The organism is Chlamydia pneumoniae TW-183, assembly GCF_000007205.1.
GTDB lineage: Bacteria > Chlamydiota > Chlamydiia > Chlamydiales > Chlamydiaceae > Chlamydia > Chlamydia pneumoniae.
In genome coordinates this window covers 251,724-267,839 of the sequence record NC_005043.1, presented here as the reverse complement: position 1 = coordinate 267,839, position 16,116 = coordinate 251,724, and the positions used below count along the sequence as shown (strand labels likewise).

The following is a 16,116-nucleotide window of genomic DNA, read 5'->3' as shown; positions in this document are numbered from 1 at the left end:
TATGTTTTTGGGCAAAGTTCTTCTCTTTTTGCTAAGAATTTCTCGAAGGTCTTACGTTCAAGAGATTGGGATCTTCTTTCATCTTGAGACTCCCGATTTGAAAATCGTACTCTGTGCTTTTGTCAGTACTTTTATAGTAGTAGAAATGGATGTGTCATTAAAGAACAAAGGACAGAGTTAAGAAGAGTTTAAGGGAGTATCTAGAGCTTAAAAAGAAGCGTACTTTCGTTTTTTAATTCTATTTAACAGATCTTTTTCTTATACAATGCGAAAACAGTATCTTTAACTTAGAAGAAATTTCTTATGCGTCGTTTTCTGTTTCTTATTCTTAGCTCTCTTCCTTTGGTCGCATTCTCTGCTGATAATTTCACTATTCTAGAAGAAAAACAGAGTCCTTTAAGTCGTGTAAGTATTATTTTTGCTTTACCTGGGGTTACTCCCGTTTCTTTTGATGGTAATTGTCCTATTCCTTGGTTTTCTCATAGTAAAAAGACTCTAGAGGGACAGAGAATTTATTACTCTGGCGACTCCTTTGGGAAATACTTTGTAGTTTCTGCTCTTTGGCCTAATAAAGTTTCTTCAGCTGTTGTGGCTTGTAATATGATTCTTAAACATCGAGTGGATCTTATTCTAATTATAGGCTCGTGTTACTCTAGGTCTCAAGATAGCCGTTTTGGCAGCGTCTTAGTTTCTAAAGGCTACATTAATTATGATGCAGATGTGAGGCCTTTCTTTGAAAGATTTGAGATTCCAGACATTAAAAAGAGTGTTTTTGCAACCAGTGAGGTTCATCGGGAGGCAATTCTTCGTGGAGGCGAAGAGTTTATTTCTACCCATAAACAAGAAATCGAAGAGCTTTTGAAGACTCATGGGTATTTGAAATCAACAACCAAAACGGAGCACACCTTAATGGAAGGTTTGGTTGCTACAGGCGAGTCTTTCGCGATGTCGCGAAACTATTTTCTTTCCTTACAAAAATTGTATCCAGAGATTCATGGTTTTGATAGTGTCAGCGGCGCTGTTTCTCAGGTATGCTATGAATATAGCATTCCTTGTTTAGGTGTGAATATCCTTCTCCCTCATCCTTTAGAATCACGGAGTAACGAGGATTGGAAGCATCTTCAAAGTGAGGCAAGTAAAATTTATATGGATACCTTGCTCAAGAGTGTATTAAAAGAACTCTGTTCTTCTCATTAAGGTGAGATTTTCCTATACTTTCTTTGTTGAGCTTAAATCTCTTGATAGGTAAGATGATTCTTTACTTTTCCCTTATTGGGATGGCCGGGGACTTAGCTTAGTTGGTAGAGCGTCTGATTTGCATTCAGAAGGTCAGGAGTTCGAATCTCCTAGTCTCCAAATCGCGGTTATAGCTCAGTTGGTTAGAGCGCGACACTGATAATGTCGAGGTCCCAAGTTCAAGTCTTGGTAACCGCAAGCCTTCGTTTCTATTCAAGATAGAGGCTTTTCCATGTTACAAGCTCATCGTCTATGCTATTCTTGTGACAATCAAGTCATTTTAAAGGATGCTTCTTTCCAAGCGTCTCCAGGGACAATTACGATTATTTTAGGAAGTTCTGGAGTTGGAAAGACAACTTTGTTTCGTTTGCTTGCGGGTTTCCTACCTTTGCAAGAAGGCGAACTTCTATGGAATGGGAGCCCTCTAAATCGCAAAGACGTTGCCTATATGCAGCAAAAAGAAGCCCTGCTTCCTTGGCGTACGGCTTTAAAAAACATGACGTTGTCAACGGAGCTTGGCATCAATACAAGTCACAACGCCTTATCCAATGAACGCCTTGAAGAGATTATACACAATTTTGATCTCGGACAGCTTCTTGATCGTTATCCAGACGAACTTTCTGGAGGGCAAAGGCAGCGCATCGCTCTTGCAGCTCAGTGCTTGTCTTTAAAGCCTATTCTCCTTTTAGATGAACCTTTTTCGTCTTTGGACGTATTGCTTAAAGAACAGCTCTACCAAGATATTGTTGCTTTAGCAAAGAAGGAAAATAAGACGGTGCTTCTTGTCACTCACGACTTTCATGACGTTTCCTGTTTAGGGGATGTCTTGTACGTTATTAAGAACAAAACACTCACTCCTGTTCCTCTGGATCCTTCAATGAGACCTTTAAATAATGGGCTATGTTTCATTAAAGATTTAAAAAAGCACTTATATACATGAGTTCACAGCCTCTGGTCACCACTTCCTCTTCTTTAAGCCGTTATGTTGTACTTACTGGGGAGGAGAAAGTAGCTTGCTACAAGAAAGCCTTTAATCATATTTGGCATGGGGCTCCTGCTATAATTTTAGCAGCAGCACTTCTCATGTTTTGTATTTTTGGTTTTGTTTTAGGATCTATACTTTTGGGTGCTCCTCTGGAAGGTGCATCTATTCTTTATGATGTGATTCTTCCCTGGCTATTACCCTCGATTCTCGTTTTTGTTCTTCTTGTTTTGCCTTTGAATATCTATGCTTATTCCCACCATAAGCAAGTGTTGGCTCTCCATGAGAGGATTACACAGAGCAATTACAAAGAAATCTATGACCACTGTGAAAAAGAAAAGAAAACTCCTAATAAGAAAGCTCTTTCTCTCTACATAGAATCTCAGGTGCTAGTACCTGAGTATAGCAAAAGATTCTCTTCTATGATCTTAGGTAAGACGCTTAAAATCATTCCAAAAAAGGATTCTCCTGAATCTTTAAAACATGATGAGCTGATACAAAAAGCTTTAGAGCGTGCTAAGGAGAATATCTACATGAACAAGAACCAAAGAGAAAAGCGTGACGAACGCGAAGCTAAGAAAGAAGCAAAAAACGCCTCAAAAACCAATCCCTTATGGGAGGGGTTAGGCACGTAAGCTTCTCTTTTAGAGTTTGCGTTTAGTTCTTCGTCTCTTTCCTATAGATAGAATAATTAGAATGAGTCCTGTAACGATGATCGGCAAGAACATGGGAGATTCTACGGGAATATGAAAGAGTACTGGAGAGAATAAAATCGCTGCAGAGAAGATCAGATTCATCCAACGCAAATGACGAAGGCTTTCTGCAAAAGCTAAGATGAACAGGACGATAATAAACCAACAACATATATTGAGGAAATTCCTAGGAAAGGTAGGAAGGCCCATACTGCTATTGACTTTTACAAAAACAGTAGCAACTAGGATAGCCAATAACTGGTTGATTGGGAAGGAGATCCCCTCAAATGCCTGTTTATATGCCTTTCGTAGAGGAAGTACTGTTCTTTCTTCCCAAGACAGAGTGTGTTTATAGTATTCTGATCCAAAGAACGAGGCTCTAGTAAGAGCTCGTTTATCTCCTAAAAATTGAGAAATATAGCGCAAAGTGGCCCTGGTTTCATCGTAAGCAAAGACCACGGCAAGAGCAGGTTCTATAGTTAGGCAAAGGCATAGCCAGCAATCATAGCGCAGTTGGTGTAGGATGATAGGGAGAAGAGTTAAAATAATGACGCCTGTTAAAGCTAAGGCTGTCGCTATTACGATTTTTGGTCTTGTGTGCCAGCGGCGCTCACTTCCTGCTAGAGAGAGAACCACGAGCAGAGAGTATACAGTCATTATAGATGAGTACAATAGTAAGAAGTTCGAAGACTGACTCGATGTAATTCCCAAGCTGGAAGCAGTAAGATACCGAGCTTCTAGCCACCCCAGTAAGCTTAGGAATAGTACTGCAGCTCTGCGTCCTCCTGCAGAAGGATTGTAAGAAAAACCTTCAGGTAATGTCGGGCCTACTTCAAGGGCTTCGGGTCGTGTAGGGGAAATACACACTACGGCAAGAATTGCGAATCCAATTAGAGTATCATTTGCAAAAATAGTAGGAGATCGTCCTGCAACGCAGGCGAAAAGGGTAACCCAGATGCCTAGTGGGGCTCCTAACCAGAGAAGAGAACGTTTGGTTAGGGAAGCAATAGCTAAGAAAATAAGTAAACAACTACAAAGACGATCAGAGAAGATGACATCGACTTGTGTATAATTTAGGGTATTTGGAGAACATAGAAGAAGGAGACCAAGAAATGCAGGGAGGATATTGAGTTTTAAAAAACGGTATCGAAAATGTCGATAGATATTTTCTAGTGTTTCTTTATCCATAAATCTTAGGCCCTGATCTTTTTTCCTTAATAAAAGCAGTAGAATAAAAGTGAAAGTACTTTTAGTGAGATTTGCGGTGTTATAGGTAAAAGATAGAGCGGATTTCTTAAACTTAAAGGAAAAGTTTTCCTGTTCAATTCTCAAAAAAGAAAACGCTTTTGAATTTTATGTTTTTTGTTCTATTAAGCAATTAACAAATTCATCTTTACGAGGTCCTTTGAATAAAAAGATCCTAGTTCTGTGCACTGCGATGTTTTTTATCGTTTGCTTTGGCTTTCTAATACATAAAAAACATACGATTCTACCCCCTAAAGCTCATATTCCTACAAATGCAAAACACTTTCCTACCATAGGGAATCCTTATGCTCCTATAAACATAACAGTATTTGAGGAGCCTTCTTGTTCTGCTTGTGCAGAATTCACTACTGAAGTGTTCCCCTTGTTAAAGAAGCACTATATTGATACTGGAGAGATTTCTTTTACTTTGATTCCTGTCTGCTTTATTCGCGGGTCTAAACCTGCAGCTCAAGCATTGCTATGTATTTATCATCACGATCCACGTCAGGCAGATATAGACGCTTATATGGAATATTTCCATCGTATTTTGACTTATCCTAAAGAGGAAGGCTCACACTGGGCAACTCCTGAGGTTCTTACAAAGTTGGCTGAGGGTTTAAAAATAAATTCTGGACGTAGTGTTAATCCTAAAGGCTTGGAACAGTGTATCGCTTCAGGACAGTATAACGAGCAGATTAAGAAGAATAATCTATACGGGTCTCAGGTTTTAGGAGGACAGTTAGCAACACCAACGGCTGTAGTCGGAGACTACTTAATCGAAGATCCTACGTTTCATGAAATAGAAAGAGCGATTCAACATATTCGTCAGCTGCAAGCTGTTGAAGGAGATCATGATGATTAATTTTATCCGTAGCTATGCTTTATATTTTGCTTGGGCTATTTCTTGTGCTGGCACTTTGATTAGCATTTTTTATAGCTATATTCTTAACGTAGAGCCTTGTATTCTTTGCTACTATCAGAGAATCTGTCTGTTCCCACTCACTGTAATTTTAGGAATTTCAGCTTATCGCGAGGACTCTTCAATCAAACTGTATATCCTTCCTCAGGCAGTCCTAGGCTTAGGGATTTCTATCTACCAAGTTTTCTTGCAAGAAATTCCAGGGATGCAATTGGATATCTGCGGTAGAGTCTCCTGCTCAACAAAGATCTTTCTTTTTAGCTACGTGACGATCCCTATGGCGTCTGTTGTTGCTTTCGGCGCCATTGTATGTCTCTTAGTTCTTACAAAAAAATATAGAGGATAGGGTAGACGATTCTAGGCCTAAAGAATTTGTAACTCTTAAGAATAAAATAGGAAAGTTGCAACTCTCTTTAAACCTGGCATTGCCATAATAAAGGTTGCTAAGATCTTTAGAATAAGAGCTACAATCCCGAGTCCTAAAATTTCTAGGACAGCACATAGAGTGTGCCAGAATATAGACTTGTATTCTTGAGAGTCCTGGGGTTCTCTAATGGACCAGATGCTAAAGAGTCTTCCTAGACCTATGACGGATCCTAGAATAGGAATTGCAGCAAGGAGAGTGCGTTTCCATGTAGAAGGGGGTTCTAAGAAATCCCAGTCGTGAGAAGCATCTTCGATTTCTAGTTGTCCTTTATAATGGTGTCTTACAAACCCATATTTGAATAAAGGACATAGACTTTGAGTTCCCTGGATGAACTCCAGGGTGTTTGCATAGTATGGCATTCTTTTTCTATTAAAAATAGCTTACTTTCTTTTAGCTACTTCTTCTTTTCGTTTTCTTAACGCTTCTTGGTCGGCTGCCATTTGCTGTTGAATACGTTTTCTAGATGCTTCAGCCTCCTCCGCCACGATTTTTTTCCTAGCCTCTCGTCGGCTCTCCTCTTGTTTTCTAGCATCGATTAATTTCTCTGTAGATTCTAGAACAGCTTGTTTAATTGAAGAAGCTGCTTCGGCTCCTTCTTTCATAACTTTTGCTGATAACTCTTCATCTTTGTTCTTGGGAAGGAGTATAGGGGTTGCAGATACTTGTACTTTTTCTAAAAATTCTCCAGCTTGCCATGGGAGTGCGGTGGGAGTGCTTCCCTCGGAAGGCTGTTTAGAGCTTTCAGAGGGCAATGTATCGGGTTTTTGGGGAACCTGCTTGCATCTAAGTAATAAACATAGGAAACCTATGTTGGCTAAAGCAATTCCTAAGATTAAACTTACTATTCCGAGGCCGAGAGCAACTTGTGCAGCAAGTCCAGGAATAGGTATGGAAATAAGAATTATCCCCAGACAGAGTAGGAGCATTCCCAGAGCAAACAAACTAATGATTACCGCTATTGATTTACATTGCGCACGGCTAGCGATAGGTTCTGCGTCTGTTAAATTGGGTTGTGGGGTTGTTGTTTGTGAATTTATAGCATTTTTAGTCATAAGTAAAAATTTTATTGTGAAAGAGTTTTAAACAAGTACTGGATAATTAGGGACCAGTGCGGAAAAGATCTCTATAAGCATAAAGGAAACGTTCCAGAGGCCTCGTAGCAAGTAATAAATGGTGGTTAGGAGAATCTTTAATGCTAAAGCAAGAATCCCAAGGCCAAGAACTTCTAGGATTCCAAATATCGTGTGTCAAACCACTTGTTTTTTCCAATCTTCGTCACTTGTATACCAAACGCTATAGAGTCGTCCGGCTCCAAGAATATTTCCTAAAATAGGGATAGCTCCCAGAATGGAGCGAATGATCGTAATTTCCGTAGAAAGTAACCAATCCGAGGCTTCCATTAGTCCATGACGATCACGAACAAATCCTTCTCGAAAGATGTCGGGATAATGCTTAGTATTTTCTAAAAAAATAATACTATTTGGCTTCATTTTCTTATTTTTTTTAGGATTTTTAAATGTATATTATACGCTTGTCTTTTTCTAAAAAGATACAATTTAATTACGCCGTAGGCGTGGATTAATTGTTGTTATTTGCAGAACCCAATAACTAGATGAAATATGCAGTGTAATATAACAAAAATAATTTTAAATAAGAGGATGAGAATCCCTAAGCCTAAGGTTTCTAAGGCTCCAAATATAGTGTGCCAAATCTTTTCTTGAGTTTCGTCAAGAGGATCATTTGTAGAGAGTGTGCTGTAAAGTCGGGCGCATCCTAAAATGGACCCTAAAATAGGAAGAGAGCGAAGAACGGAATCTTTAATAGAAGAGGAGGTTTCCGAGACGATTTCAGAGATAGGGTTCGTTAATCCCTCGAGATTATCTCTAACAAAACCTAGCTTAATTATGGTTGGGGTGTTTTTTGTTGCTTCAGTGAATTGGTCATCACTACTGTATCTGCCTATTAGCATCGTACTTTAACTTTTTAGCCGAACATTTTAATGAAACTCGTAATAAAAATTCCATATAATTAACAGTCCTTAGGTCATTTCTTTTTAAGATTTTTAAAAAAATCTTTATGTCATGATAAAAGTAGATGATAATGAGGTCTTTGTAATTTGGTTCCATACGCACCACATTCAAAATAACGAATTTTATGAGGAGAAATCATCTTTCTTAATCTCTTAAGAAACAGCTGTAAATGCAGCTTTACCAACGAACCATACTGAGGTAAATGCTTATCATCATAAGTCAAAGTAAGAAAACAATTTTTCTCATACAAAGAAGCTTCATGGACACAACGATAAGACCAGACTTTTGCATGTTGCGTTCTACAAAAACGACACTTAAGACAAGGCATCAAAACCCAACGGTTTCGATACTCTTCAGGTTGAGTTAATTCAAAAGCATTTAATTCTCGCAACTTCTCCCAAGGTTTTAAAAACTTTTCACCTTACAGAATTGGCTCGATAAAACAGCTAGAATCATGAATTCTGAAACGACTTGTTTCCATGCGAGAGAGAAGCTTTCTATGCCAGGATGTTTCAGACCCTAATGCTAGTATGCCGAGTTTTACAAGTTGTCCGAAGGATCGTGTGTGAGATTGGAGCCTACGGTAGCCAAAGCTCCTATACCCCACTTCTTACTGGTAGAGAGCTTGGAGAACTGCTTGTGCCATATGAGAATCATTCATGATTAAGATGGATTCGCAACACAAACGTTCTACGTCTTAGTTTCCTCTAAAACTGAGATGTAACCTGAAGAAAAACTCGTGATTCTCCGAAGGAAACTTTAGGTTGCTCGTCTACTTGTCAAGGAACATTCAAAGCCTTTTTTAAATAGAGAATGTTAGAACCTAACTAAATAGGATGAAAATCACTATAAGCAGCAGAATACATGAAATAACAGAGAAGACATGGAGTAAATAGAATAAGGAGAATAGTAATCGTTATTTTAATAAGGAGAACAATGATTCCTAGACCTAGGGTTTCTAGAATTCCAAGTGCAGTATGGAAAATTATAGAGATTTTACTATCTTTAGGGTCCTGTGTAGACCAAACACTATGAAGTCTGCCTAAGCCAAGTATCGATCCCATAATTGGTATAGACGCCATGACAGATTCGAGTAGGTTATTCTCCTCAAAAAGACAGACTTCATTCTCCACAGGAGCTAGTCCTCTTAAGTTTCTTTTATACCCCATCCGAACCAGGTTGTCATCATAGTAATGATCAGCGGAAAATTCTGCAGAGCTCTTGTATCTGTTTACCATTTGGATGCCTATTTCATACTTGTAACGTAGTGCATCCTAATCTAATTTTAGATAAAATAAAATGTTTATATAAAGCGGATTATGAAGATAGCGCTTATTTTATAAAATGCTAAGATCTTTGAAATAGTACGAGTTTTTCAATCATTTATTTAAAATTCTTCATAATTAAGACTTTTATAATTTTCGGATTCTGTGCGCTATTGTGGGAGGGAAGACAATGCTATGGGGTTAGGCGGTCTACGTTATTAAATTACGTCTTTTATAATAATAGCAGCTACTAAGAGAAGTGGGGATTCCTTTTTTCTTAGTAGCTGCTACGTATAGGTACTTCGTTTCTTTATTGAAGTATGAGAAAGTTTTCTTGCGATTTTATAGGCGTATATCCTTGTTTAAGAATACATAGAAAACTATGAGATTATACAATGATCTCTCTTACTGTTTGGTTTTCAGATGCACCTTCCTCTACCACTCTATTTCGAAGCCTGAAACATCTTGTAAAGCAAGATGTAAGATCAACGGAACAGAACTCTTTTATTGATTGTACCGTATCTTTGGCTGCTAGGTTGCGCGCTTTCTCTCGCCATTTCATTTGTTTTATCTTCGAGGAGGCTTTAGAGAATAAAAACTTTAGAGCGGTGGCGAGTACTTTACACGCTAGAACAACAACCCCGAGTCCCAATAACTCAAGCCCACCGACTAGGTAGTGATACACTCTAGTTGTGCAGGGGGCATCTTTTGCAGACCAGGCACTATGGATTCTTTTAGCACCTAAGAATGATCCGTAAAATGGAATGGATCTTAATAGAGCTCCTTTTAGAGATACTCTATTCCTGAGTATGCAGTCTTTAGCTGGTGATCTAAGCTGAAGTTTATATGCCACGCCTTCTTTCGAGGGCGTTTCTCTGAATATCGGCGTTGGAGTAGAAATTTCAGAATAACTTCTAATGCTTTCCTTCGACATATAAAAAATTCCCTTTTTTTTTAAAAAACTATAGAATCAATTTTATAAAAAGTTGGTTTAAAATCCGATAAATTAATTATTTTTTAATAAAAATTAATTTTTTTTATTCTTATAAATAAGAGAGTGTTTTGTGATCTAAATAAAGAAATCTTTACAGATTTTTTTGAAAATAAATGGAAAAATTAGAGTTTTTTAGACGTGGAATCTTTAGAAAGGAGACTTAGATTTCATCTTTTAAGATGGCTTCACGAATCTCTTTCATCACTTGTTGCATGTGATGTAGATTATGTATAGAAGCCCAGATAGCAGCGTTAGGTTCTCTTACTTTAAAAAGATGTCTCAGGTATGCCCTAGAGATTCCTGACAAGCAGGTCAAACAAGAGCACGAGGGGTCTATAGTGGAAGAGTCCTGACTATATTTTTGCTGACCGATTTTGATGGGTCCTGCTTTTGATAAGATAAGACCATGACGGGCAGCTTTAGTCGGGTAAGAACTGTCGAAAGAGTCTATGCCAAAGCCGACCATAGCGTATATGGAGGGAAGATCGCCGATTCCTAATAGGTGTACGGGACGTTCTTTTGATAGAAATGAAGTGGTGATTTTAACCACTTCAGACATTTCTTGAAGGTTTCTTCCTAGGCTGCCTCCGATAGCAGAGCCATCGAATGGCTCATCCTCAACAAAACGAACGCCAATACGACGTTGTTCTGGATCGAGGCCTCCGTGGATTACCCCATACATGGATTGGTGTCTAGGATCCTTTCGATGATATTCTAAAGAACGTTTTTCCCAGACATACGTACGGGAACACGAAGTTAAGAAGTATTCTTGGTCTGTATGGAAGGGGAGAAGCTCGTCTAGAGGGATAATAATATCAGCTCCGAGATCTTTTTGGGCTTGTACTGAGAGTTCTGGAGAGAGGAATAGCTTTCTCCCGTCTCTATAGGATTTGAACCATGCGCCTTCATCAGTAATTTTAACTAGAGAGGACATGCCTTTTTTTTTGCCACAACTTTTGATTTCTTCAGCTACAGAACCATAGGCTAGGCTAAAAATTTGAAATCCCCCGGAATCTGTAATGATTGGTGCTTGACGTCCCATAAACTGGTGCAGCCCCCCAAGTTTAGCTACTGCTTCTGGGCCTGGATGAAGAAGAAGGTGGTAGGTATTACAGAAGAGCAGAGGAATATCGCTGTGATCAATCACTCCTTTTAAAGCTCCGTGAGTTGCTACGGGGACAAATGCGGGTGTATCGATCACTCCATGGCTGGTCTCTATTTGTCCGACCCTAGCTTGGGATTTCTTAGATTGATGGATGAGATGGAATTTGAGTGCCAAACTAGATCCTTAACTATAAAGAACAAGGTGGATGTGTCTTTTAGGGAAGAGGAAGTTTACAATGACAAAATTTTTAAGTAAATAGGGTTTGTTTTATCTGACCCTAGCTTGGGATTTCTTAGATTTAAAGTAGGGTCTTTTACTCCAAAGGAGCTTTCTGAATTCCTGGGTCTTAATACGGATAGGCGCTGGTAGGTACAATATTTTATTGGGGATATTTTGTTTTAAGAAAATTAATCTTTTTAAAACTTTTATTTTAATGAATAATAATGTATATTTGTTTTGTTTTTTAATTTTTTTGTCTAAAAAAGTGTTTTTCGAATCTTATGAAGATTTTGCAAATGTAGCTTCCTCCTGGCCTAAGTCTTTAAGAGCTTTGGTCCAGGGAAGGTATTTTGTTGATTCAGAACTTAAAGAGACTCCTTATCGTATTCATGACTTTAAGAAGACTCCAATACACCATAGGCTATATCGTAGCCTTCCTATCATTTCTACCATTGGTGGAATCATTCGATTGATAGAAGCGCATTCAGGGCCGATCCATCCTAGAGATAAAATGAAGTACAGATTCGAGGTGCTTCAAGCTGTTATTGAGATTTTAGGTTTAGGGGTTCTGATTCTTGTCTTTGATATTATAGGGTGCTTCCTTGCTTTCCTTGTCGCAATAATTCTAAGCCTACTTCTCTATTGTAATTCAACCTTTACTTGTGTGCAGAACCTCTCCTTTACCGAAAGGATGTTAGAGGGTATAGGTGAAGCTGTTAATTTCTTAGCTTAAGAGGAACGACGATCTAAAACGGCTTTAGTTACTGTTAGAGTCGGTATAGCTAGTGTAATTACAATGCCTTTGACTAGCATTGCAAAGATCATAACGTCACAAAGATTGCTGACCAATCCATACAATCCTAAAAATGAAAATATTATGGTATCAATGAGTTGAGAAAAGAGCAGGGAAATTGTTGAGCGCATTGCAAAATATTTCTTTGAAAAAACTCGTTGAAGGAAGGTAAAGAGTTTTATATCCACGATCTGAACGAAAATTAAAGTGACCAGAGAGGCTACTACGATTCTTGGAGTAGAAGAAAAAAGAGCTAAGAAATGCTCTTGAGAAGAGTCGTTAGGTGAGGGGATTAAAAATAGGTGTAGCTGGGTGAGAACCAAAAACGCTATGGAGATGACCCAGGAGCATAGCATAGCATCATTGATATCGTTTTTTTCGTAGTGCTCTCGGGCATAATTTAGACAAGTAAGCAAACCAATCACATAGACATCAGCAGACGTAACTTCAAAACCCCAGAGATGGATTTGTTTTAGAACAAAGACATTCATGATGCTTGAGAGCAGCGATAGCCATCCTGTAAGCCAAGCCTTTCCTCTAGAGGCAAAGAAAACTCCTAAAACTACAACAGAGAAAGTCTGGAATCCAAAAATTAATTCATTCACAGATAAAAATCCTTTCAATTTGCAGCATTTTGGTTAGTGAAATCATAGATCAGATACATTTCGTTTTAGTTTAAGATATGTAGGATTTTATTTGTAGATGATGCTTGGAAATCCTTCCCAGTCATAGATGTCTCGAGGTGTAAATCGCACAACGCTATATGAAGCTTGTGCGTGCATGGTTAAAGAGTTTCGTGGATATGTCTTAGGGGATAGCATCAAATCAAAATTGTATTATTTTGCATGCTATTTAAAATAAATAATTGATAACATCTTTGGTGCGAAAAATCTAGAACAAGGCACGCACCATGAATCCTGTGACATTTGATCGTATTCAAGTTGATTTTATTCCTGAAGACACTTCTTTGAGAATCAACTCCTATATAGTGGCGGGGGGCTTACTTATTCTTGGAGTTGTCTTATCCATTTTATCTGTCATTTGTTTGGATATAGGTCTGGTTGGACTTTCTGCGGGGGCTGCTTTTACTCTAGGACTCGGCTGCTTGATTTTTGCTCTTTTTCTTTTCTCTTTTAGCCTGATTTTGCTCTTATCTCAAGAGAAACGTGTTCCTGATGTACTTTCTCTCTATCTTGAAAAAGAGGTTCCTCAATATGAAACTCCCTTATATAAAGAGGATCTTGAATCTGAGAGAGACATGAGTGCGATTTCTGAGCGTCTAGGAATTATTGAAGAAAAGCTGAGGATAGCGGAGAAATTTCGTTATAGCGATAGTGTCTTTGTTTAATAAACGGGGCTATTGTTCATTGATTTATTTGGTTTTAATACAAATATTATAAATTTTTATTAAAATGTTTGTATTACTGGTTTGTTGACAAAAAGAAACTTCATTCATATAAGTGTATGGAAATTAAGTAGTTAACTTCAAGTAAAAAGCAAGTTATGTCTAGCGCTATTGCCCGTGATTGTTTCCCGTCTCCGTCCCCCCAACCCTCTTCAACTTTAGGAGTTCATCCACCTAAATATAAGTCTCTGATCCTTTCTGTATCTTTGATTGTCTTGGGTGTTCTCCTGTTATGTGTGGGGATGCTCTTGCTTGTAAATGCTATTTTTAGTTTTTCTGTCTTGACTGTAGGACTCGGGGGCGCAGGTGTTTTCTTAGGAAGTTTACTCTTGATTTTGGGGCTGATTTTCTTTGTCTCTTATCACCGGAAACTTTCAGAAGCCACGAGATCATTAGAACAAAAAATTACTTTAGAATATCAACCGTGGGCAGATCTTAGAAAAGAGCTTAATGAAGTTCAGGAATGGAGCAATTTTCTATTAGATGAGTGGGAGGACTTTAAAGAGGTTGTCGCTCAACATAAGAGTCAGTTCGCTACATTTGAGGGGGATCTTCTTCTGTTTGGACGTGAAGTCGAAAAATACGAGACGATTTGGAAGGAACTAGACGGAAGGGATGTAGCGTTACTTACTGAGTTAAAGAATATCTGGGGGCCTCTTGAATTTTTAAGGAAAAAAGGAGATCGCCTTCAATGTGAAATAGATAAGCTTCGAAAAGAAGTCATGAAAGTAGGGAAATCTGGATTGAAGCTTGCTTGTGAGTTGACTAAGTTTAAATCTGCTTTAAAAGACGTAAAGATAGAACAGGAATGTTATCGAGACAAAAGGAAAGTAGAGAAACTGGAGGTGTTTCCCGAAGGTTATAGGAGGGAACTATTAGAAGTCCTAAAAACAAGGCTTTCCGTTGAAAAAGAGATTCAACTTTTCGAAGAAGTTGTGAGTGCATTTGAAGAAAAATTAGCATCTTTACACAGAACCGTCTTTTCTGAAGAAGAGCTGCAAGAAGCACTAGATAAAGCTAAAGCAGAACTTCTTGATATTCAAGTCAGGAAATCGGTAGTAGAAGATCTGAGTTGTGAACCAACTCTTATTCAGTATCATTTATTGCGCCTTTATGAAGTTCAATGTCGTATTGTTGAGCAGTTTTTAACTCAAACTTTCTCTTCGGAACAAGAGAAAGTCTTAGAGGAGTATGAGGCCTTAAAAGCACGTATTCGCAAGACTCTTAGAGTTAAATTGGATCAAGTCAGAGCAAATGTGGCATTTGTTGCATCTACGACGGATTTGTTGAGTGAGAGCGAATCATTAGATGGTAATGATAGTGTGTTTGAAGATGCTCACGATGATTTCTTGGATTAAAGGAAGACTATGAGCGTCCCACCTATTGTAACATACCTCCTGCTCCACATCCTCAACGTGTAGATTCTAAAGGATGTATTGCTTCGCACGTTTCTACTGTGGTGGTTGTCGCTTTATTTATCCTTGGGATTTTCTTTTTATCTGGTTCTCTTGCATTCCTTGTTCATACGTCTTGCGGAGTTCTTTTAGGAGCGGCGCTTCCCATACTTTGCATAGGTCTTGTTTTATTGGCTGTAGCTCTTATTGTTTTCTTATGTCACAAACACAAGACTCGTCAAGATTTAGATTATTATGATCAAGATTTAGATTCTTTGGTGATTCATAAGAAAGAGATCCCCAATGACATCTCTGAGTTGCGGGTAACATTTGAAAAGTTGCAAAATCTGTTTCAGTTCCATACGAAAGATTTCTCTGATCTAAGCCAAGAGCTTCAGGGTAAATTTATCAATTGCATGGAGAAATGGCTAACTTTAGAAGACGAAGTGACTAAATTTCTTATTGTTCGAGATAGATTTTTAGAAACCAGAAGAAATTTTACCACTTTTGGAGAACAGGTTAAAGGGATCCAAAGCAATATTTTTGATTTGCATGAGGAAAAGTCTTCATTATATTTAGAATTGTATAGGCTTAGGAAAGACCTCCAAGTTCTATTAAATTTTTTTCTGCTCCCCCCAGGTATACTCAAGGTAGATTATGATGAAATTGAGGCTATCAAAGGTCTGTTTATAAGATTAACCTCTAGATTAGATAAGCTTGATGTGAAAGCTCAGGAACGTAAGAAGTTCATTAATGAAATGAGTAGGGAATTTAAAGAAGTAGAGAAAGCTTTTGATATTGTCGATAGGGCAACAAAAAAGCTTATGGATAGAGCCAAGAAAGAAAGTCCGGCACGTCTTTTCATGGGTAGAACTGAGTCTCTCTTAGAAATGAAAAAAAATGAAGAAGCCCTTAAAAATCAGGGGCTAGATCCTGAAAATCTTTCCCATCCTGAACTTTTTAGTCCGTATCAACAGCTTTTAATTTTGAATTATTTAAATAGCGAAATAGTTCTGCATCATTATGAGTTCCTTATTTCTGGAACAGTAACTTCTGGCCTAACTCTTGAAGAATGTGAAAATCGAATGAGGGCGGCTTCTACTGGGTTGAACGCCCTTCTGGTGCGTAAGCTCCAGTTCAGAGGTGCTATAAAATCTGCGTATTTTGAAAAACTCACAGAGATTGAAAAAGAGTTACGATCACTTCAAGACGTAATAAAGTCATTGGAACTAGAACTGATCCATAAGATAAAAGATATAGTGACAGAAGAAACTTAGTTTACAGATCTCCTACTAAAGCACAGAAGAGAGCGTTTCTAAACTATGATGACCATAGTTGCCTCTCTTAGCAGTTCTACACATTCAAGGTTTATAGATTTTGGTAGTTTTCTCTAGGGTAATTTTTTCTAAT

19 protein-coding genes and 2 tRNA genes are annotated in these 16,116 nt (G+C 38.2%); 11 read left to right on the top strand and 10 right to left on the bottom strand.

What is annotated here, in order from left to right; all coding sequences use genetic code 11:
* The first annotated feature begins 303 nt into the window (after window positions 1–303).
* The 5 genes from CPB_RS01180 (at window position 304) to CPB_RS01160 (ending at window position 2,853) form a co-directional block, all read left to right on the top strand.
* On the top strand, window positions 304–1,197 hold the full coding sequence (locus CPB_RS01180; RefSeq protein ID WP_010882884.1) for a 5'-methylthioadenosine nucleosidase: 894 nt from the start codon (window positions 304–306) through the stop codon (window positions 1,195–1,197).
* Between the two features lie 86 nt (window positions 1,198–1,283).
* Window positions 1,284–1,356: transfer RNA gene (locus CPB_RS01175), tRNA-Ala, on the top strand.
* Window positions 1,357–1,360: 4 nt separating this feature from the next.
* Window positions 1,361–1,434 (top strand) — tRNA-Ile (locus CPB_RS01170).
* Between the two features lie 34 nt (window positions 1,435–1,468).
* Window positions 1,469–2,176: an ABC transporter ATP-binding protein gene (locus tag CPB_RS01165; protein ID WP_010882883.1), complete on the top strand. Its 708-nt coding sequence runs from the start codon at window positions 1,469–1,471 to the stop codon at window positions 2,174–2,176.
* The gene (locus CPB_RS01160) at window positions 2,173–2,853 is read left to right on the top strand and encodes a hypothetical protein (protein ID WP_010882882.1); all 681 of its coding nucleotides are present in this window, start codon (window positions 2,173–2,175) and stop codon (window positions 2,851–2,853) included. Before CPB_RS01165 ends, CPB_RS01160 begins: the two co-directional genes overlap by 4 nt.
* A 9-nt stretch (window positions 2,854–2,862) precedes the next feature.
* On the opposite strand, the gene CPB_RS01155 is transcribed toward CPB_RS01160, so the two are convergent.
* Window positions 2,863–4,098, bottom strand: coding sequence for a hypothetical protein (locus CPB_RS01155; protein ID WP_010882881.1), 1,236 nt, complete (start codon window positions 4,096–4,098; stop codon window positions 2,863–2,865).
* A gap of 250 nt (window positions 4,099–4,348) precedes the next feature.
* On the opposite strand from CPB_RS01155, the gene CPB_RS01150 reads away from it, so the two are divergent.
* Both CPB_RS01150 and CPB_RS01145 read left to right on the top strand, forming a co-directional pair.
* The gene (locus tag CPB_RS01150; RefSeq protein WP_172643917.1) at window positions 4,349–5,017 is read left to right on the top strand and encodes a thioredoxin domain-containing protein; all 669 of its coding nucleotides are present in this window, start codon (window positions 4,349–4,351) and stop codon (window positions 5,015–5,017) included.
* On the top strand, window positions 5,010–5,420 hold the full coding sequence (locus CPB_RS01145) for a disulfide bond formation protein B (protein WP_010882878.1): 411 nt from the start codon (window positions 5,010–5,012) through the stop codon (window positions 5,418–5,420). Before CPB_RS01150 ends, CPB_RS01145 begins: the two co-directional genes overlap by 8 nt.
* A 35-nt stretch (window positions 5,421–5,455) precedes the next feature.
* Here CPB_RS01145 and CPB_RS01140 read toward each other — a convergent pair whose 3' ends face one another.
* From CPB_RS01140 to tgt, 8 genes are all read right to left on the bottom strand, one after another.
* Complete coding sequence (locus CPB_RS01140; protein WP_010882877.1) at window positions 5,456–5,860, bottom strand: hypothetical protein; 405 nt, start codon at window positions 5,858–5,860, stop codon at window positions 5,456–5,458.
* A 21-nt stretch (window positions 5,861–5,881) separates the two neighbouring features.
* Entirely contained in the window at window positions 5,882–6,553 is a 672-nt protein-coding gene (locus CPB_RS01135) for an IncA family protein (protein WP_010882876.1), read from the bottom strand.
* A gap of 195 nt (window positions 6,554–6,748) precedes the next feature.
* Window positions 6,749–6,991, bottom strand: a complete 243-nt coding sequence (locus CPB_RS01130; protein ID WP_010882875.1) for a hypothetical protein — start codon at window positions 6,989–6,991, stop codon at window positions 6,749–6,751.
* 98 nt (window positions 6,992–7,089) lie between these two features.
* Window positions 7,090–7,470 carry a hypothetical protein gene (locus CPB_RS01125; protein ID WP_010882874.1) on the bottom strand — a complete coding sequence of 127 codons (381 nt, stop codon included), beginning with the start codon at window positions 7,468–7,470 and terminating at the stop codon, window positions 7,090–7,092.
* 110 nt (window positions 7,471–7,580) lie between these two features.
* Complete coding sequence (locus tag CPB_RS01120) at window positions 7,581–7,922, bottom strand: rolling circle replication-associated protein (protein WP_010882873.1); 342 nt, start codon at window positions 7,920–7,922, stop codon at window positions 7,581–7,583.
* A 436-nt stretch (window positions 7,923–8,358) separates the two neighbouring features.
* Window positions 8,359–8,769, bottom strand: a complete 411-nt coding sequence (locus tag CPB_RS01115) for a hypothetical protein (protein WP_010882872.1) — start codon at window positions 8,767–8,769, stop codon at window positions 8,359–8,361.
* A 415-nt stretch (window positions 8,770–9,184) separates the two neighbouring features.
* Window positions 9,185–9,649, bottom strand: coding sequence for a hypothetical protein (locus tag CPB_RS01110; RefSeq protein WP_226989991.1), 465 nt, complete (start codon window positions 9,647–9,649; stop codon window positions 9,185–9,187).
* Window positions 9,650–9,950: 301 nt separating this feature from the next.
* Window positions 9,951–11,069 (bottom strand): tRNA guanosine(34) transglycosylase Tgt, encoded by a 1,119-nt coding sequence (gene tgt, locus CPB_RS01105; protein WP_010882870.1) that lies wholly within the window; start codon window positions 11,067–11,069, stop codon window positions 9,951–9,953.
* Window positions 11,070–11,379: 310 nt separating this feature from the next.
* On the opposite strand from tgt, the gene CPB_RS01100 reads away from it, so the two are divergent.
* The gene (locus CPB_RS01100; protein ID WP_231853728.1) at window positions 11,380–11,847 is read left to right on the top strand and encodes a hypothetical protein; all 468 of its coding nucleotides are present in this window, start codon (window positions 11,380–11,382) and stop codon (window positions 11,845–11,847) included.
* Here CPB_RS01100 and CPB_RS01095 read toward each other — a convergent pair.
* A complete protein-coding gene (locus CPB_RS01095) occupies window positions 11,844–12,530 on the bottom strand; it encodes a queuosine precursor transporter (RefSeq protein ID WP_010882868.1) in 687 nt (228 codons plus the stop codon). The two genes, CPB_RS01100 and CPB_RS01095, sit on opposite strands and share 4 nt — an antisense overlap.
* Window positions 12,531–12,817: 287 nt before the next feature.
* Here CPB_RS01095 and CPB_RS01090 point away from each other — a divergent pair, with 287 nt between their 5' ends.
* The 3 genes from CPB_RS01090 (at window position 12,818) to CPB_RS01080 (ending at window position 15,983) form a co-directional block, all read left to right on the top strand.
* Window positions 12,818–13,255, top strand: coding sequence for a hypothetical protein (locus tag CPB_RS01090; protein WP_010882867.1), 438 nt, complete (start codon window positions 12,818–12,820; stop codon window positions 13,253–13,255).
* A 155-nt stretch (window positions 13,256–13,410) separates the two neighbouring features.
* Window positions 13,411–14,670, top strand: a complete 1,260-nt coding sequence (locus CPB_RS01085) for an IncA family protein (protein WP_010882866.1) — start codon at window positions 13,411–13,413, stop codon at window positions 14,668–14,670.
* Between the two features lie 98 nt (window positions 14,671–14,768).
* Window positions 14,769–15,983 (top strand): hypothetical protein, encoded by a 1,215-nt coding sequence (locus CPB_RS01080; protein WP_010882865.1) that lies wholly within the window; start codon window positions 14,769–14,771, stop codon window positions 15,981–15,983.
* Window positions 15,984–16,116 lie beyond the last annotated feature (133 nt).